Raw genomic sequence first — 18123 nt, forward strand, 5'->3', positions numbered from 1 at the left:
CGCCGCAACGCATCGGGAGGACCTATGCCAGCAGAATTTCTTGATATCGCCATGACGCCGGACGTGATGGATGTCCAGCATGAAATGGGCAGCGATGAGCTATGGCAGTCGCCGCATCGCCAGCGCCGGGGTGAGCGCTTCGGCGCCAGCGAGGAGGCGATGATTGCCACCCGCGACAGCTTCTATCTGGCTACCCTTTCGCAAACCGGCTGGCCCTATATTCAGCATCGCGGCGGCCCGGTGGGCTTTTTGCATCTACTGGATGAAACCACCCTGGCGATGGCGGATTTTTCCGGTAATCGCCAGTACATCACCACCGGCAACCTGCGCGGCAGCGATCGGGCCTGTCTGTTTTTGATGGATTACCCGCGCCGTGCCAGGCTGAAAATCTACGCCACCGTAGAGGTTGTGGCGGTGGATGCCGACCCGCAGCTGCTGGCGCAGGTCGCGCCGGAGAACTATCGGGCCCGGATTGAGCGCATCTACCGTTTCCACTTACAGGCTTTTGACTGGAACTGCCCGCAGCATATTACCCCCCGCTACACCGCCCGGCAGGTGGCGGAGTATAGCCAGACGCTGCAACAGCGTATTGACGAACTGGAGCGGGAAAATCAGCGCCTGCAGCAGCTTATATACCCAAAATAATTCGAGTTGCTTAAAGGCGGCAAGGGAGTGAGTCCCCAGGAGCATAGATAACTATGTGACTGGGGTGAACGAGTGTAGCCAACACATAAGCAACTTGAAGTATGAAGGGTATTCATACAGGAGATTCATGATGACCGAACAACGTCCGCCTCTGCCGCCGTTCACCCGCGAGAGCGCCGCACAAAAAGTCCGTGCCGCTGAAGATGGCTGGAACAGCCGCGATGCCGCTAAGGTCGCGCTGGCCTATACCGTCGAGAGCGAATGGCGCAACCGCAGCGAATTTGTTCACGGCAGAACGCAGATTATCGACTTCCTGCAGCGCAAATGGCGTAAAGAGCAGGAGTACCGGCTGATTAAGGAACTGTGGGCGTGGAGCGATAACCGTATTGCGGTACGCTTTGCCTATGAGTGGCACGACGACAGCGGAAACTGGTTTCGCTCCTACGGCAACGAGAACTGGGAATTCGACGAGCACGGACTGATGCAGACGCGCTACGCCTGCATCAACGATCTGCCCATCACCGAGAGCGAGCGTCTGTTTCACTGGCCCCAGGGCCGTCGCCCGGACGATCACCCGGGATTGAGCGAGCTGGGGCTGTAAGGCGCGTCCCCGTGCTGCGGAACGAGCCTCACCGTTGAAGAGATCCCCGGAGGCGGCGCTGCGCACCTGTCCGGGCTACGCGATCGCAGCCGACGGTGAGCCCGTAGCCCGGGCAGGCGCATCGCGCCGCCCCCGGGAGAAAGGGGGAAGATGATTTTATTTCCGGTTGCGGTTTTTGCGTTTAAAACCTCGTCCTAAAGTCGTTATAGTTTCAGACGAAAAATAATAACGATTTTCTATGGACTGACGGGGTTATAACAATGAAATTGCGTTTACGGACAGCCGCCGCCGTGGTGCTGGCGGGCCTGCTGCTGGCGGGCTGCGACCAGAAGGGCAGCGATGCGAAGCACATTAAAGTCGGCGTCATCAACGGCGCGGAACAGGATGTAGCGGAAGTGGCGAAGAAAGTGGCCAAAGAGAAATATGGCCTCGACGTGGAGCTGGTGGGCTTTAGCGGCTCGCTGCTGCCGAATGAGTCCACCAACGCCGGCGATCTGGACGCCAACGTCTTTCAGCATCGCCCGTTCCTCGAACAGGATAATAAAGCCCACAACTATCGCCTGGTGGCGGTGGGCAACACCTTCGTCTTCCCGATGGCGGGCTACTCGCGCAAAATAAAATCCGTCGCCGAGCTGAAAGACGGCGCGACCATCGCCATTCCGAACGACCCGACCAACCTGGGCCGCGCGCTGCTTCTGCTCCAGCAGGAAAAGCTGATTACCCTCAAAGCGGGGACCGGCCTGCTGCCGACGGCGGTTGATATCATTGACAACCCGCATCACCTGAAAATTATGGAGCTGGAAGGAGCACAGCTGCCGCGCGTCATCGACGACCCGAAGGTCGACGTGGCGATCATCAGCACTACCTACCTGCAGCAGACCGGCCTCTCCCCGGTACGCGACGGCATCTTTATTGAAGATAAAAACTCGCCCTATGTGAACATCATCGTGACCCGCGAAGACAACAAAGACGCGGAAAACGTCAAAGCGTTTATCCACTCCTACCAGTCGCCTGAGGTGGCGAAGGCGGCGGAGACGATCTTCAACGGCGGCGCGGTGCCCGGCTGGTAATCACTCACACAAGGAGACGTGGCGATGACCCGGCAACGCCAGGCTGATTTGCTGCTCATAGCCGCGACGGTTATCGCCGCCTGCGGATGGATTTTTTCCCGTGAAGCGATTGCCGGCATGCCGGTTTTCGCTTTCCTCGGCCTGCGCTTTTTCTTCGCCGCGCTGCTGCTGCTGCCTTTCTGCCGCGGCCTTCGCGTCGAGAGGCAGCAGTGGCCGCGCATGATTATCAGCGGCCTGTGGTTTGCGCTAAACCTGTGCCTGTGGATCTACTCGGTATCAACGACCCCGTCGCTGGGCGAAGGGGCGTTTATCATGAGCCTGTCGATGCTGTTCGTGCCGCTTACCGCATGGGTGATGATGAAGGCGCGGCCGGCGCGGGCCTACTGGGAGTGCCTGCCGATTGCGGTTGTCGGTCTCGGCTTACTCAGCCTGCATATGCCGATTGCGTTTCACCCCAGCCAGGGCTGGTTCCTGTTGACCGCGCTGGTGCAATCGATCTGGTTTTGCTACACCAGCAAAAGCGCCCGCGAGGTGCCGCTGATCCCTCTGACCACCGTGCAGCTCGGCATTACCGGCATTGTCGGACTGGGGATCTCCGCCGCCGTTGAAAGCTGGACTCAGCCGTTTACCCTGCCGACCTTCGGCTGGCTGCTCGCCAGCATCGTTATCGCCACCAGCCTGCGCTTCGGCCTGCAAATGAAGGGGCAGAAGTACGCGGCGGTCGCCAGCGCGGCGATTATTATGGTGCTGGAACCGCTGCTCACGGTGATTGCCGCCGCGCTGTGGTACGGCGAACAGCTACCGCTGCAGAAAATTATCGGCGGCCTGCTGATCCTCGTCGCTCAGCTGTGGTTCCGCTGGCGGATGCTGAAGCCGCTACGCTAAACCGGTGCGCCGCTGCGCCATCAGATGCAGCAGCGGCACCAGCGATAGCCCGTCCGGCATCTCGCCGCGGGCGATCAGCTGGCCTATCTCTTCGAGGGTAAACCAGCCCGTTTCCATCACTTCGTCCTGATCTTCATCCATTCCCACCCAGGTCAAATCGTGGGCCAGCCAGGTAATAAACAGCTGGTCGCTGCTGCCGTAGGAGGGGTTATAGCGGATAATTTCGTCGGCGCGCTGCGCCTGCCAGCCGGTCTCTTCCCGCAGCTCGCGCAGGGCCGCCGCGCGCGGGTCTTCGCCTTCATCGACGCCGCCGGAAGGAATCGCCCACACCACCCGATCGATCAGGTAACGGTAGTGGCGAATCAGCAGCACTTTGTCATCCTGCATCGCCACAATTCCCACCGCCGGGCGAGGATAGTGAATGGAGAAAAAATCCCGCCGATCGCCGGGGGCCATATCAATTCCGACCTTGCGCATGCTGAACCATGGGGTGTCTGCCAGAACCTCGACATCGTGCATATCGGCGGAGGTGAGTTTCTTTTTCATCGTAGCCACTGTTCCTCAAAGTTGAGCATTCAGCACACCATAGCCGGGAGCCGATGGCAACCGTCGCAGATTGGCCCGATTTCATCGTTCATTGCCCAAACGCCCATATTGCGCCAGGCTTGTGGGACGTACGATGTTCAGCAGATAACCGCGAAGAGGAATGAACATCATGAAAATCACCCATGTGCGTAATGCTACCCAGCTTATTGAATATGCGGGTAAAAAGTTTCTCATTGACCCGATGCTTTCAGCCAAGGGCGCCTGGGCGGGCTTTGCCGGTACCGCGCGCAGCGAGTTGCGTAACCCGCTGGTGGAACTGCCTTTTTCCATCGAAACGATCGTTGACGTGGATGCCGTTATCGTCACTCACACTCATCAGGATCACTGGGACGAGGCGGCGATCGCCGCGATCCCCAAAACCCTGCCGGTTTATGTCCAGCATGACGCCGACGCTCAGCTGCTGCGCGGCCAGGGCTTTCGCGATATTCGTCTGCTCTCTGAGGACAGCGCGTTTGCTGACGTTGCGCTGGTGAAAACCACCTCGGGCCAGCACGGCAGCGACCGCACCTATGCGGTGCCGGCAATGGCCGAGCGCCTGGGCGAAGCCTGCGGCGTGGTGCTGCGCCATCCGCAGGAGAAAACCCTGTGGCTGGTGGGGGACACTATCTGGCGCGATGAAGTGGAAGCCGACATGCTCAGGCTGCGCCCTGACGTGGTGGTACTGAATGCCGGGTATGCGCACGTCATCGGTTTTGGGCCGATCATCATGGGCAAAGAGGATGTGCTGAAGGCGCACTTCGTCCTGCCGGAAGCCAAAATTGTCGCCAGCCATATGGAAGCGGTGAACCACTGTCTGCTGAGCCGCGATGAGCTGCGCCAGTACGTGGCTGACAATCAGATTGCCGAAGCGGTCAGCATCCCGCAGGATGGGGAAAGCATGGTCTTTTAGAAGCGGAGCGGGCGATGAAACTCACGGAAGTGGCGATTGTGGCGGTGGACGGGTTTAGCCCGTTTCACTACTCGGTGCCCTGTATGCTGTTTGGCGATACGGTCTCGGAAACCAAACGCTTTAACCTGCATATTTGCGCCGAACGGCCGGGGCTGCTCAGCGCCCGCGACGGCTTCGCGCTGAACGCCAGCGGCGATTTTTCCCTCCTGGCGCAGGCGGATATCGTGGTGGTGCCTTACTGGGGGGCGGTGAATCAGCGCCCATCGCAGCCGCTGCTTGACGGCCTGGTTCGCGCGCGCAATAACGGCGCGCAGATCGTCGGCCTGTGCCTCGGGGCGTTTGTACTCGGCTACGCCGGGCTGCTGGACGACAGGCGCGCGGCGACCCACTGGGAGTTCGAGCAGGATTTTCAGCGCCAGTTTCCGCAGGTGCGGCTGGATATCAACGCGCTGTACGTTGACGATGAGGGGATTATCACCTCGGCTGGCACCGCGGCGGCGCTCGACTGCTGCCTGTATCTCATTCGCCAGCGTTTTGGCAGCCTTGTCGCCAATCAGATCGCCCGGCGGATGATCGTCCCGCCGCACCGTGAGGGCGGCCAGGCGCAGTTTATCGCCCAGCCGGTACCGAAAAACACCCGCGACGCGCGGATAAACGGCCTGCTTGAGTATCTCCAGCAGCACATCCGCGAACCGCATAATCTCGACTCGCTGGCGCAGGTCGCGGCGATGAGCCGCCGGACCCTGACCCGCCATTTCGCCAAAGCGACCGGCATGGGCATCGCCGACTGGCTGGCCGCCGAGCGCCTGCGGCGCAGCCAGATCCTGCTGGAGGCCGGAGATTTACCGGTCGGGCAGGTGGCGGAGGAAGTGGGCTATCGCTCCGCCGTAACCTGGCGCCAGCAGTTTAAAGCGCGCTTTGGCGTCAGCCCAGCGGAGTGGCGGCGCACTTTTCGTCGCGGGGCTTAGCCGCCGAGCGTGGCGCTGTCGATGACGAAGCGGTATTTCACGTCGCCTTTAATCATCCGCTCCCAGGCCTCGTTAATCTGGTCGCCGCGTATCAGCTCTATATCGGCGACGATACCGTGCTCGGCGCAGAAATCGAGCATCTCCTGGGTTTCCGGGATGCCGCCGATCATCGACCCGGCAATTGACCGGCGGCGGAAGATCAGATTAAACACTTCCGGAGAGGGATGCGGCGTGGCGGGCGCGCCCACCAGCGTCATGGTGCCGTCGCGTTTGAGCAGGGTGGTGAAGGCATCGAGGTTATGCGGCGCCGCCACGGTGTTGAGTATGAAGTCGAAGCTCTTCAGGTGGGCGGCCATTTCGTTTTCGTTGCGCGAGACCACCACTTCGTCCGCGCCCAGCTCCCGCGCCGCGTCACGCTTGGATTCCGAGGTGGTAAAGGCCACCACGTGGGCGCCCATGGCGTGGGCCAGCTTGATGCCCATATGCCCCAGCCCGCCAATGCCCACGATGCCGACTTTTTTGCCCGGCCCGACGTTCCAGTGGCGTAGCGGCGAGTAAGTCGTGATGCCCGCGCACAGCAGCGGCGCGACGGCGGCCAGCTGCTCTTTGGGATGGCGGACGCGCAGCACATAGCGCTGATGCACAACGATCTGCTGGGAGTAACCGCCGAGCGTGTGGCCGGGCGCGTCCTGCGTCGGGCCGTTATAGGTGAGCACCATACGATCGCAATAGTTTTCCAGCCCGTCCCGGCACTCCTCGCACTCTTTACAGCTGTCGACCATACAGCCGACGCCCACCAGATCGCCAACGGCGTGGCCGGAGACCCGGCTGCCTACGGCGGTCACCCGGCCGACGATTTCATGGCCCGGCACGCAGGGATAGAGCGTCCCTGCCCACTCGGAGCGGGCCTGGTGTACATCCGAGTGGCAGACGCCGCAATAATCAATGGCGATCTGCACATCGTCCGGCCCCGGTTCGCGGCGGGTGATGGCCATAGACCCCAACGGCTGGCTGGCCGAGTTCGTTCCAATAGCGTTGATCTGCATAGCAAAACCTCTTCTACATAACGGCGTTGAATAAAACGGAGGGGGGAGAGCGTTTTTTGAGCGGCAGGATCAAGCGTAGCCTGGTTGAGGCGCGATGGGTGGGGGAGAGCTCAAAGGGTTAAAGATGGGCTCACCCCCGCAAACGGAGTGCAGAAAATATCAGGGCGCGACGGGCGTCAGATAATCCAGCCGCAGCGGCCCGGCAAGCAGGCTATCCATCTGCGCAATAAAATCCTGGAAGTGCGGCAGGGCGATATGCGCGTCCAGCGCTTCCTGATTGCGCCAGGATTCGCGCATATAGAACGTATCCGGCGCATCGCGCAGCTGAAACAGGGCGTAATCGAGGTTGCCTGGCTCCTGACGCGTCGGCAACAGGAGCGCCCGCAGGGCCTGACGCAGCGCGTCGCTGTGGCCCGGTTTCGCCGTCAGCACCGCGAGAAGTGAAATCGCCTCGCCGCTCATCTTAAAAGCCCTCCAGCACGATTTTGCCCACCGAACGCCCGGTTTCCAGCTGCGCGTGCGCTTTTTGCAGGTTGGCGGCGGTGATGGCGCCGTAGTGCTCGCCGAGGGTGGTCTTAATGGTGTTGTCGTCAATCAGCGCCGCCACGCGGGTCAGCAGCTGATGCTGGGCGATCATGTCCGGCGTGTCGAACATCGAGCGGGTAAACATAAATTCCCAATGCAGGGAGATGCTTTTCGCCTTCAGCGGCACCACGTCGAGGGTTTGCGGATCGTCGATGAGCGCCAGCTTGCCCTGCGGTGCGAGAGCGGCGATCAGCTGCGGATAGTGCTGGTCGGTATTGGTCAGGCTGGCGACGTGGGTTACCGCTTTGACGCCAATCCGCGCCAGCTCTTCGGCGAGCGGTTTGCTGTGATCGATAACATGATGCGCGCCCGCTTCCCGTACCCATTTCTGGCTTTCCGGGCGCGAGGCGGTGCCAATGACCGTCATACCGCTGAGCTTGCTGGCGAGCTGGGTCAGTATCGAACCGACGCCGCCCGCCGCGCCGACGATCAGCAGCGTGTCGCCCGCGTTGCCGCCTTCCTCTACGCCAAGACGGTGGAACAGCAGCTCCCAGGCGGTAATGGCGGTGAGCGGCAGCGCGGCGGCGGCGGCATTATCCAGCGAACGCGGTTTGCGGGCGACGATGTGCTCATCCACTAACTGAAACTCGCTGTTGCTGCCAGGACGGCCCAGCGCGCCGGCGTACCACACTTCATCTCCCGCGGCGAACAGCGTCACCGCGCTGCCGACGGCTTTCACCACGCCCACCGCGTCCCAGCCCAGCACGCGCGGGGTATCGGCGTTAAACCCGGCGCGGACTTTGGTATCCACCGGGTTGACGGAAATAGCCTTCACTTCAACCAGCAGGTCATGTCCCTCGGCAACCGGCTGCGGCAGCTCGATGTCGGTTAAAAAAGGAATATTGCTGCCTTCTGCCGCCGCGCGGGTAATGGCGATCGCTTTCATACACTCTCCGGTTTTGAATAAGGTTCATCGTTTGAATGTATTGAGGATAGACCGCGGCACGCGGGGGAAAAATGGCCCGACGGCGATAACAGTTATATTGAAAAAGTGAAAATCAGCGGACGCGATAAAAATCGAGCATCACGCCGTCCTGCGTGCGGCCGCCGGAACAGATAAACAGCGAGGTGGTCAGCCAGCGCAGCGCAGGCGCATCCACTTCAAAAGTCGGTACGGTACGAAAATAGATAGCTTCCGGTGGAATATCGCTAAAAAAGCGCATATCGTCGCCGAACAGCCGTTCTTTATACTCTTCGGGTAGGCGGCGAATGCCGTTGTTTTCGATGTATACGGTGCCTTCTTCCACGTGTAATGCATAGCGGGCGGAGAGGCGGCAGGTGCCGTCAGGTTCGACGATCTGGCTGTCGACGCCGCCGGGTAAGACGTGGCCGTTAAGCTCACCGCGTACGGTTCCGCTGAGGATTGGGATCAGCTGACGTTTCCCGCTCTGCGGGCTGCGGGAGACGATGACCGGTTTGTCTACCTGAATGGTGATAGAGAAGCTGTGTTCGAGTTCGGGTGTCATCATTGGTCTCCTTTCTAAGCCACGTTATCCCGTTAGTGTAAGGATTTAAAGGTGAAGGGAATAACGCAAACATTGGATGGAAATGATTGGCTGGGGAGATGAAAGTGAACAAAAAACGGCCGCGATCGCGGCATTATTTGGCGTATTCTGCTGACATAATGCTTTCACACGGACGCGAGGAATAAAGATGAATACGCTATTTCTGATTGGCCCCGGCGGGGTGGGAAAAAGCACGGTTGGAGCGCTGCTGGCGCAGGCGATGAGCTACCGGTTTATCGATCTCGATAGCGAATTTTGCGAGCAGATTTTAAATATTCGCCAATATATTCAGCGCGATGGATACGAGCGCTATGTGCGTGAGAACGCCGCGCTATGCTCTCGCCTGCTGGCGGAGAATCCGCATGAAAAACGAGTGGTGGTGCTCTCATCGGGATTTCTTGCCACCGATGTCTGCCCGGAGATTGTCGCCGGGAATCGACAGCTTGTGCGGCAGTCCGGGTATTCCATCCTGCTACTGCCTTCAGAGGATATTGATATCGCTACGCACATAGTGGTCGCGCGCCAGCTGACACGCGGCTTTGGTCTGGTCAGTGAAAAAGAAGAGATGAAGTTCCGTCAGCGCTTTAGGGAATATTGTGCATTAGACGATTGCCGGGTGGTTTCGTCTGAGGAGCCAGAGAGGGTGGCGGAGCTGGTGCGGGAGAAGCTCGCTGCGGAACAGCGGAAACAAAAAAGCCTGGCGGCGATGCGTGAGCTGAGCGAGCTGTCACAGAAGCTGGGATTGTATAACTAAACGCCATACAGCGCAGCTCGGTGGGAATTACACAGGCCCAAAGATAATCTCGCATCGCGTAGGCCGGGCAAGGCGCCGGCCGGCAGAAAGGTGAGCACAGCAGATAAAACAGGTTTAGCCAAATGATTTTATTCGTGAGAATCGGAATCCTCAGTGCTACTTTTTAGGCTCTGTTTTCCACTGTAGCAAAGCAGCAATATCCTTCTCACCCTCGGCTTCCTTTAAACGCCGCTGTTGCTCGGAAAACTGACTATATTCCGCCTGTGCTTTTTCATCTGCCATTTGCTTACTCACTTTACCTGCACCTTGCAGAACCTCGCGGTCGTTAAATTGCAGAAACTGATCCAGCTTATCCTGCCAGTCGCGTAAAAAGACCTGACGACGACGACGGGCCTGATCCTCAGCAAAATCCAGCCACATGTTAACCACGCGATTAAGTTCGCTGACCTCATCCTGAGTCAGATAATTTTTTGCCACCGTCACGTCACCCTTATGGCACCTCTTCACCTTTATAGCTGGTCAGTCCCATATGCGGTTGGCTGGCGTCAGCACGCTGATGAATGAGTTCAGCCGCGGTATGTCCGGTACAGGCAAAATGTAACTTGTTCTGGATGGTTTGAAAAAACTGCGTGGTTTCTTTTAGCGATGGTTGATAGTCAGCCGCTAATGCAAATATCTCTCGTACCCGCAAATAAACCCGGCGTTCGCTGGCGCGAATATCGCGGATGCGCTCCAGCATCTCATCGAAATAGTCGGGTACAGCCGATGAACCAACAGGCGGATTTTTTAACCGCTCATCATCCATCACAAAACCTTTGATCAGGTATTCCTGGAGCGTCTGGGTTGCCCACTGGCGGAACTGAGTGCCGCGAGGGGAGCGAACGCGATAGCCAACGGCAAGGATGACTGGCAGGCTGTAGTGAAGCCGGTTGCGGCTTACCTGGCGACGACCTTCCTGTTGAACTTGTAAGTAAGACTTACAGGTTGCGTTTTGATCAAGTTCCTCTTCTTCATAGATCGCTTTAATGTGCTGTGTAACTGCCTGGGGAGTGATCTGATAAAGATTTGCGATGGATGCCTGAGGGAGCCAAAGCGTATCGCTTTCAAAGCGGCATTCAACACGTACTTTCCCATCACCGCTGGCAAACATAACGAACTCGCCTATGGGGGACGACGTTAAGTGTTCATTTGCCATATAGCCTCCGGGTGAACCTGCTTTGGCTCGCATAGTATGTCAGAAGAGCATAAATTTCATTAGACGGACGATTAACCCTGCGTCATTTGGCAGCGGCTATCCAGAAGGTGAAGATTTCTGGGCGTCAGACGAGATGAAGCGTATTGTTGACGCTTTTAAAGGATTGCTGAATTTGCAGTAGCTCCGCTTTAAGCATTTCTTCCTTATCGCTCTGCGGCAGCAGAACAATACAGCCATCCATTACCTTAACCGTGAAGCGCTTTCCGGTATCGAACCCCGCTGCGCGTAACCACTTGCCGGAAAGGGTGAGACTTAGAGCTGGTTTAAAGGCGCTGGCGAGAAGCGCGCTAAAAGCGAAAGGCATTGAATCGAAAGGCTGATTTTCTGGATAAGTTCACATGGGTGATCACAGGAGTACCGTTAATGGCCTAATATTATGATAATGAATGATTTTGTTTTAATTGTTCTGGGTTTATATACACATTCCTATACATGCTACCTTTAGCCGCAATATCAGCAGCATCCTTGAATGTCAGGCTATGCCAGCAGGGGAACCGGGGCGTTCGTTGAGATTACTTTTCACTGGCTGTCCTCAGAATCAGGCGATGTGATGTGGCCCATTGCTATGGGCAGTCTAAAGCCATATCCTTGTAGCCTGGTATAACTATTATTCGGTGCTTAAATGTCTGTTTCTAAAGAGGAAGTCGGTTTACGTTCTTTGCTGAAAGAGCTGGTTTCATTGCCGAAAGAGACTGAGTGGGCAGAATTTAAGCATAATGCAATAAAACCAGAAGAACTCGGAGAGTATATCTCGGCACTGGCAAATTCGGCTGCTTTGCTTGGAAAGCCAACAGCCTATATGGTGTGGGGTATTGATGATGAGACTCATTCTATAATTGGTACGGATTTTAAACCCTCTTTCGCTAAGCATAAACAGCAGGAGCTGGAAAGCTGGCTGTTGCAGGGTCTGGAACCAAAGATTGATTTTACATTTCATGAATTTTCGTCACCTGAGAATGATGCTGTTGTCATTCTGGAGATAAATGCAAATTGCCATACTCCTGTGCGTTTTTCGGGAACAGAATTTATTCGTATTGGCTCTTATAAAAAACCGCTGGGTAAACATCCAGAAAAAGAGCGTGCCCTCTGGCGTGTTTTTGATCGGAAACCCTGGGAATACCGCGTAGCACGGGACAAGTGCTCTATTGATGAGGTGTTGCAGTTAATCGACTACCCATCGTTCTTCTCGCTCTTATCTCAACCGTTACCAGAAAACAAAGATTCTATAATGGATTACCTTGCAAAGGATTTTGTTGTTGAGAGAAATGATGCGGGGTCCTGGGATATTACCAATCTTGGTGCAATACTTTTTGCACGAGAATTAGATGTCTTTAAAAATTTGTCCCGCAAAGCCATTCGTTTAATCCAGTACGATGCAAATAATCGTTTTAAAACGGTAAAGGAATTACAAGGCCATAAAGGTTATGCCGTCGGTTTTGAAGGCTTGATTGATTATATTAATAACCTTTTGCCATCAAATGAGGTGATTGGGAAGGCTTTCCGCAGCGAAGTAAGAATGTATCCTGAGCTGTCTATACGAGAAGTTGTTGCCAACTCGTTGATTCACCAGGATTTCAACATTGGTGGGACGGGGCCAATGCTTGAGTTGTTCGCCGAACGCATGGAAATTTCAAACCCAGGTATACCTTTAGTGGCGATTGATCGCCTTCTTGATTCTCCCCCGCGTAGTCGTAATGAAAGAATAGCTTCTCTAATGCGCAGGATGGGGATCTGTGAAGAACGGGGAAGTGGCATCGATAAGGTTGTTATTGAAACGGAGATTTATCAGCTTCCAGCTCCTCAGTTTGAAGTTTACCAAGAGCATACGAAAGTCACTTTGTTTGCTCATCGCGATTTTAAGGATATGGATAATGAGGAAAAAGTTAGAGCGACTTACCTTCATTGTGTATTGAAGTACCTTGAAAAGGTTCCGATGAACAACACTACGCTGCGGGAAAGATTTGGTGTTGATGAAAAAAACAGCGCAATGATTAGCCGTATCATCAAGGAAGCAATGAAAGAAGGTCGTATCAAACAATACGATTCATCAGTAGGAACCAAGGCAATGCGCTACATCCCATTCTGGGCGTAGTTGGGGATTTGCTTGATGGTTGCTTGATTCTGGCTCTTGGTTGTAAGCGTGATTTATATTTTCATTATTGAAAACAAAAAGATAGAACCTTTCCCTTTCTGCAATTTGCTTGATGGTTGCTTGATCCGAAGGTCTTTTCATCCTTCTCCAGCCGTTGATTTCCTGTTTTGGTGATATCCAGGCATCAACAAACATTCCTGCCGATTATGGGAATGGTGCCCTAATCACACCGCTCCAGCCCAGTACCTGTCTGTAAAATCACTGCAACAATCCGACTGACACCTAAAACGGCTGTCAGAATGTCAACCCAAAAACAGAGGGAAAGCCGCTTTACCAAACCAATACCGGAGGACAGGCAATCGAGCCTGTGGGGATTTACCTGCTCAGGCAGGCGGCTGCATTCGTGCATCACCGTGCCCGTCATACCTCATCCGCGCATCTTCCGGCGCTCTGGTATCTTTCGACACAGCACGCTGTGATCAGACCGCGCGCCGGAGGACTGAGTGGAGAAATTCTATGCCGAGACTTACGCAACGCATGGAAAAACTCGCCCTGCTGGCTGCTGGCAGTTTTAAAATCATCCATGACCGCATCCGCATTCCGGACGTTTAAGCCAGCATCTGTACAGGCTGAATGTCCAGATTAAGGATCTCCAGCATCTTAAATCATCGCATATCGAGAGTTATATCCAGGCGCGGTTGGATTCAGATATTACGCTGCACACGCTTCAGAACGAAATGGCGGCCCTACGCACTATTCTTACGCAGGCCGGGCGTGAAAAATTCGCGCATTCAGAACGTATCAGCAACAAAACGCTTGGCCTGGGTAACGTGTAAGTATCCCCCAGAATGTACTTGATTCTGGTAGACATGAGTTGACCTCAGGAGAACATAACTGATTGCAATAGCAGGTAGTATAAGGGATGTATTGACTGTGGGGGAATTCAGGGGAGGCTAATTGGCGGAAGATCACAGGAGTTGAACCTGCCCGGGACCGCTGGCGGCCCCAACTGGATTTGAAGTCCAGCCACCTCACCGGAGATGACGATCTTCCGCGCCTCGATTGCTACATGGAGGCGGGGCGCATTATAGCTACTTTCCTGCATTAACCACATACCCAAACGCACTTTTTTACTGTTAAAACTGGACTTTACAGAACCTTCTTAAACAATTCCTTGCAAAATCCGTGGCTTACACTTTTACACACTCTTTCAGGCTACCGGGATCACATAAAACAAGAAACGTAATTTGAATATGAGATATCGCAATTCATCTTACTGCGCGGATGGTTTACAAAGCATGTAACCGGTACCAACCCGCGGCAGCGCTGAGAGAAGAGTGTGCGATGAAAGATCATATTTTGTCCGTCAAAGAGAAGATTGGCTACGGCATGGGCGATGCCGCAAGCCACATCATTTTTGATAACGTCATGTTGTATATGATGTTTTTTTATACCGATATCTTTGGTATTCCTGCCGGCTATGTCGGCACCATGTTCCTGCTGGCCCGCGCGCTGGATGCGATATCCGACCCCTGCATGGGGCTGCTGGCCGACCGTACCCGCAGCCGCTGGGGAAAATTCCGCCCGTGGATCCTGTTCGGTGCGATTCCGTTCGGCCTCGTCTGCGTGCTGGCCTACAGCTCGCCGGACCTGAGTCATAACGGCAAGCTGATTTACGCCGCGGTCACCTACACGCTGCTGACCCTGCTCTACACCGTCGTTAACATCCCGTACTGCGCGCTGGGCGGGGTTATCACCGACAACCCAACGCAGCGCATCTCCCTGCAGTCCTGGCGCTTTGTGCTGGCGACGGCGGGCGGCATGCTCTCCACCGTGCTGATGATGCCGCTGGTGAACTTTATCGGTGGCGAAGACAAAGCCTTTGGTTTCCAGGGCGGCATCGCGGTGCTCTCGGCGATCGCGTTCCTGATGCTGGCGTTTTGCTTCTTCACCACCAAAGAGCGCGTCGAAGCGCCGCCGAGCTCAACCTCAATGCGGGAAGACCTGCGCGATATCTGGCGCAACGATCAGTGGCGTGTCGTTGGTCTGCTGACCATCCTCAACATCCTCGCGGTCTGCGTTCGCGGCGGCGCGATGATGTACTACACCACCTGGATCATGGGATCTGCGGGTCTGTTCACCGCCTTTCTCACCACCTACTGCGTCGGCAACCTGATTGGCTCGGCGCTGGCGAAGCCGCTCACCGACTGGAAATGCAAAGTCAGCGTCTTCTGGTGGACCAATGCTCTGCTTGCGGCGCTGAGCGTGGCGATGTTCTTCGTGCCGATGGACGCCGAAATCACCATGTTCGCCTTTATCTTCGTGATTGGCGTGCTGCACCAGCTGGTGACGCCGATTCAGTGGGTGATGATGTCCGACACCGTCGATTACGGCGAATGGTGTAACGGCAAACGCCTGACCGGCATCAGCTTTGCGGGCACCCTGTTCGTGCTCAAGCTGGGTCTGGCGCTGGGTGGCGCGCTGATTGGCTGGATGCTGGCAGGCGGCGGTTACGATGCTGCGGCCAAAACCCAGAACAGCGCCACTATCACCATCATTATCTCATTATTTACCCTCGCTCCGGCGGTCTGCTATCTGCTGAGCGCGGTCATTGCTAAACGCTACTACACCCTGAAAACGCCGTTCCTGAAAAAGATGATGACGGAGCTGGCTCAGGGGGCACGGCGCAACGAACACGACTTCACTTCAGCGCCGATCGGCAAAGAATGGCAAAACTAAAAGGAAGATATTGATGAAAATCAGTGATGGAAACTGGCTTGTCCAACCCGGACTCAATCTGATCCAACCCGTACAAGTATACGAGGTTGAGCAACAGGGTAACGACATGGTGGTCTATGTCGCGTCGCGCGAAGTGCGCGAGCGCGCCGCCCAGCTGGACGTTCCGCTCTTTACCGTGCGCTTCTTCTCTCCGCAGGAAGGGGTGATCGGCGTACGCATGGAGCACTTTCAGGGCGCGCTGAACAACGGCCCGCATTATCCGCTGAACGTTGTAAAAGATGTGAAGGTGGAGATTCACAACGGCGCTGAATTTGCCGAGCTGAAGAGCGGCAATTTGACCGCACGCGTCACGAAAGGCGACTTCTGGTCGCTGGATTTCCTGCGCGACGGCGTGCGGATTACCGGTAGCCAGCTGAAAAACGACGGCTACGTGCAGGATACGAAAACCAACCGCAACTATATGTTCGAGCGCCTGGATCTCGGCGTCGGCGACACCGTTTACGGCCTCGGCGAGCGCTTTACCGCGCTGGTGCGCAACGGTCAGACGGTCGACACCTGGAACGAAGACGGCGGCACCAGCACCGAACAGTCGTACAAAAATATCCCGTTCTATCTGACTAACCGCGGCTACGGCGTGCTGGTTAATCATCCGGAGCGCGTCTCTTTCGAAATCGGCTCCGAGAAAGTCTCTAAGGTGCAGTTCAGCGTCGAAGGTGAATACCTGGAGTACTTCGTGATCGACGGCCCGACCCCGAAAGAGGTGCTGAACCGCTATACCCGGTTTACCGGGCGTCCAGCGCTGCCGCCGGCCTGGTCTTTCGGCCTGTGGCTGACCACCTCGTTCACGACCAACTACGATGAAGCGACGGTTAACCGCTTTATCGACGGCATGGCGGAGCGCAACCTGCCGCTGCACGTGTTCCACTTTGACTGCTTCTGGATGAAGGCTTTCCAGTGGTGCGATTTTGAATGGGATCCGGTGACCTTCCCTGACCCGGAAGGCATGATTAAGCGCCTGAAAGAGAAAGGGCTGAAGGTCTGCGTGTGGATTAACCCCTATATCGGCCAGCGTTCGCCGGTGTTTAAAGAGCTGCAGGAGAAAGGCTATCTGCTGAAACGTCCGGACGGTTCGCTGTGGCAGTGGGATAAATGGCAGCCGGGGCTGGCGATTTATGATTTCACTAATCCGCAAGCTTGCCAGTGGTATGCCGACAAGCTGAAAGGCCTGGTGGCGATGGGCGTTGACTGCTTCAAGACCGACTTCGGCGAGCGTATCCCGACCGACGTGCAGTGGTTTGATGGTTCCGATCCGCAAAAAATGCACAACCACTACGCCTTCATCTATAACGAGCTGGTGTGGAACGTGCTGAAAGAGACCGTCGGCGAGAAAGAAGCGGTGCTGTTCGCGCGTTCCGCCTCGGTGGGCGCGCAGCAGTTCCCGGTGCACTGGGGCGGCGACTGCTACGCCAACTATGAATCGATGGCGGAAAGCCTGCGCGGCGGCCTGTCGATCGGCATGTCCGGCTTTGGGTTCTGGAGCCACGATATCGGCGGCTTCGAAAACACCGCGCCCGCCCACGTCTACAAGCGCTGGTGCGCCTTCGGCCTGCTGTCGAGCCACAGCCGGCTGCACGGCAGCAAATCCTATCGCGTGCCGTGGGCCTACGATGACGAGTCCTGCGACGTGGTGCGCCACTTCACGCAGCTGAAATGCCGCATGATGCCGTATCTGTACCGGCAGGCGGCGCTGGCCAATGAGTTCGGTACGCCGATGCTGCGTTCGATGATGCTGGAATTTCCGCACGACCCGGCCTGCGACTATCTGGATCGGCAGTACATGCTGGGGGATTCCATGCTGGTGGCGCCGGTGTTTAGCGAAGCGGGCGACGTGCAGTTCTATCTGCCGGAAGGCCGCTGGACCCATCTGTGGCGTAATGATGAAGCACAGGGTAGCCGCTGGCATAAGCAGAATCACGATGTGCTGAGCCTGCCGGTGTACGTGCGTGATAACACTCTGCTGGCATTGGGTAACAATGACCAGAAGCCAGACTACGCGTGGAACGAAGGTACCGCCTTCCAACTGTTTAGCCTCGACGATGGTCGCGAAGCCGTCTGCCAGGTGCCAGCCGCGGACGGGTCGGTGGTCTTTACCCTGACGGCAAAACGCCAGGGCAATGTCATCACCGTCAGCGGTGACGGCGAGGCCGGCGGCTGGACGCTATGCCTGCGCAATATCCAGCACGTTGCCGGCGTGCAGGGCGGCGCGCAGGCGGGTAGCGAGCTGGGCGTGGTGGTGACCGCGCAGGACAATGCGTTGACGATTACGCTGTAAGCGCTTTGTAGCCGGACAGGCGCATCAGGCGCCGCCTCCGGGGTTAGAGGCGTAATGCAGCCTCCGCTTTTCCCCGGCTCGCGCTACGCTTAGCCGGGCTACAGGCACCCCATCGGCTGCGGGCCAGTAGCCCGGACAAGGCGCGTCAAGC

Annotated in this window: 17 protein-coding genes, 1 tRNA gene and 2 pseudogenes; 12 read left to right on the forward strand and 8 right to left on the reverse strand. The window is 56.5% G+C overall.

Going from position 1 to position 18123, the window contains the following annotated elements; genetic code table 11:
* Positions 1-24: 24 nt before the first annotated feature.
* The 4 genes from ACESQ2_RS03000 (at position 25) to ACESQ2_RS03015 (ending at position 3201) form a co-directional block, all read left to right on the forward strand.
* The gene (locus ACESQ2_RS03000; protein ID WP_025107593.1) at positions 25-645 is read left to right on the forward strand and encodes a pyridoxamine 5'-phosphate oxidase family protein; all 621 of its coding nucleotides are present in this window, start codon (positions 25-27) and stop codon (positions 643-645) included.
* Between the two features lie 130 nt (positions 646-775).
* Complete coding sequence (locus ACESQ2_RS03005) at positions 776-1246, forward strand: nuclear transport factor 2 family protein (RefSeq protein ID WP_014227287.1); 471 nt, start codon at positions 776-778, stop codon at positions 1244-1246.
* 260 nt (positions 1247-1506) lie between these two features.
* A complete protein-coding gene (gene nlpA, locus ACESQ2_RS03010; protein ID WP_014839818.1) occupies positions 1507-2316 on the forward strand; it encodes a lipoprotein NlpA in 810 nt (269 codons plus the stop codon).
* A gap of 24 nt (positions 2317-2340) precedes the next feature.
* The gene (locus ACESQ2_RS03015) at positions 2341-3201 is read left to right on the forward strand and encodes a DMT family transporter (RefSeq protein WP_014839817.1); all 861 of its coding nucleotides are present in this window, start codon (positions 2341-2343) and stop codon (positions 3199-3201) included.
* Here the strand turns inward: ACESQ2_RS03015 and ACESQ2_RS03020 are convergent.
* A complete protein-coding gene (locus ACESQ2_RS03020; protein ID WP_046877095.1) occupies positions 3193-3747 on the reverse strand; it encodes an NUDIX hydrolase in 555 nt (184 codons plus the stop codon). The two genes, ACESQ2_RS03015 and ACESQ2_RS03020, sit on opposite strands and share 9 nt — an antisense overlap.
* 169 nt (positions 3748-3916) lie before the next feature.
* Between ACESQ2_RS03020 and ACESQ2_RS03025 the strand changes: the two genes are divergently transcribed.
* Both ACESQ2_RS03025 and ACESQ2_RS03030 read left to right on the forward strand, forming a co-directional pair.
* On the forward strand, positions 3917-4696 hold the full coding sequence (locus tag ACESQ2_RS03025; RefSeq protein WP_032695125.1) for an MBL fold metallo-hydrolase: 780 nt from the start codon (positions 3917-3919) through the stop codon (positions 4694-4696).
* A 14-nt stretch (positions 4697-4710) separates the two neighbouring features.
* A complete protein-coding gene (locus ACESQ2_RS03030) occupies positions 4711-5664 on the forward strand; it encodes a GlxA family transcriptional regulator (protein ID WP_014227282.1) in 954 nt (317 codons plus the stop codon).
* On the opposite strand, the gene ACESQ2_RS03035 is transcribed toward ACESQ2_RS03030, so the two are convergent.
* The 4 genes from ACESQ2_RS03035 to ACESQ2_RS03050 form a co-directional block, all read right to left on the reverse strand.
* Positions 5661-6710 carry an NAD(P)-dependent alcohol dehydrogenase gene (locus tag ACESQ2_RS03035; protein ID WP_014227281.1) on the reverse strand — a complete coding sequence of 350 codons (1050 nt, stop codon included), beginning with the start codon at positions 6708-6710 and terminating at the stop codon, positions 5661-5663. The two genes, ACESQ2_RS03030 and ACESQ2_RS03035, sit on opposite strands and share 4 nt — an antisense overlap.
* Positions 6711-6869: 159 nt before the next feature.
* Positions 6870-7172 carry a putative quinol monooxygenase gene (locus ACESQ2_RS03040; protein ID WP_014839815.1) on the reverse strand — a complete coding sequence of 101 codons (303 nt, stop codon included), beginning with the start codon at positions 7170-7172 and terminating at the stop codon, positions 6870-6872.
* A gap of 1 nt (position 7173) precedes the next feature.
* The gene (locus ACESQ2_RS03045) at positions 7174-8181 is read right to left on the reverse strand and encodes a zinc-binding alcohol dehydrogenase family protein (protein ID WP_224259903.1); all 1008 of its coding nucleotides are present in this window, start codon (positions 8179-8181) and stop codon (positions 7174-7176) included.
* A gap of 112 nt (positions 8182-8293) precedes the next feature.
* Positions 8294-8761 (reverse strand): DUF3237 domain-containing protein, encoded by a 468-nt coding sequence (locus tag ACESQ2_RS03050; RefSeq protein WP_014227279.1) that lies wholly within the window; start codon positions 8759-8761, stop codon positions 8294-8296.
* Positions 8762-8948: 187 nt separating this feature from the next.
* Here ACESQ2_RS03050 and ACESQ2_RS03055 point away from each other — a divergent pair, with 187 nt between their 5' ends.
* On the forward strand, positions 8949-9554 hold the full coding sequence (locus tag ACESQ2_RS03055) for a shikimate kinase (protein ID WP_224259902.1): 606 nt from the start codon (positions 8949-8951) through the stop codon (positions 9552-9554).
* Between the two features lie 156 nt (positions 9555-9710).
* Here ACESQ2_RS03055 and ACESQ2_RS03060 read toward each other — a convergent pair.
* Together ACESQ2_RS03060 and ACESQ2_RS03065 are read right to left on the reverse strand one after the other, a co-directional pair.
* A pseudogene (locus ACESQ2_RS03060) lies at positions 9711-10749 on the reverse strand (virulence RhuM family protein).
* Positions 10750-10873: 124 nt separating this feature from the next.
* A pseudogene (locus ACESQ2_RS03065) lies at positions 10874-11053 on the reverse strand (SymE family type I addiction module toxin); the annotation flags it as partial.
* A gap of 378 nt (positions 11054-11431) precedes the next feature.
* Between ACESQ2_RS03065 and ACESQ2_RS03070 the strand changes: the two are divergent.
* The 3 genes from ACESQ2_RS03070 to ACESQ2_RS03080 all read left to right on the forward strand — a co-directional run bounded on the left by ACESQ2_RS03070 (position 11432) and on the right by ACESQ2_RS03080 (position 13737).
* A complete protein-coding gene (locus tag ACESQ2_RS03070; protein WP_224259900.1) occupies positions 11432-12901 on the forward strand; it encodes an ATP-binding protein in 1470 nt (489 codons plus the stop codon).
* Positions 12902-13417: 516 nt separating this feature from the next.
* The gene (locus ACESQ2_RS03075; RefSeq protein WP_276573107.1) at positions 13418-13513 is read left to right on the forward strand and encodes a phage integrase N-terminal domain-containing protein; all 96 of its coding nucleotides are present in this window, start codon (positions 13418-13420) and stop codon (positions 13511-13513) included.
* 29 nt (positions 13514-13542) lie between these two features.
* Positions 13543-13737, forward strand: coding sequence for a phage integrase N-terminal domain-containing protein (locus ACESQ2_RS03080; protein WP_265797603.1), 195 nt, complete (start codon positions 13543-13545; stop codon positions 13735-13737).
* Between the two features lie 122 nt (positions 13738-13859).
* Here ACESQ2_RS03080 and ACESQ2_RS03085 read toward each other — a convergent pair.
* Positions 13860-13954, reverse strand: a tRNA-Sec gene (locus tag ACESQ2_RS03085).
* Between the two features lie 291 nt (positions 13955-14245).
* Between ACESQ2_RS03085 and ACESQ2_RS03090 the strand changes: the two genes are divergently transcribed.
* Positions 14246-15640, forward strand: a complete 1395-nt coding sequence (locus ACESQ2_RS03090; protein ID WP_004126747.1) for a glycoside-pentoside-hexuronide family transporter — start codon at positions 14246-14248, stop codon at positions 15638-15640.
* Between the two features lie 13 nt (positions 15641-15653).
* Positions 15654-17972 (forward strand): alpha-xylosidase, encoded by a 2319-nt coding sequence (yicI, locus tag ACESQ2_RS03095; RefSeq protein WP_142480929.1) that lies wholly within the window; start codon positions 15654-15656, stop codon positions 17970-17972.
* Positions 17973-18123 lie beyond the last annotated feature (151 nt).

Source organism: Klebsiella sp. Q11 (assembly GCF_964241505.1).
Classification (GTDB): domain Bacteria; phylum Pseudomonadota; class Gammaproteobacteria; order Enterobacterales; family Enterobacteriaceae; genus Klebsiella; species Klebsiella michiganensis.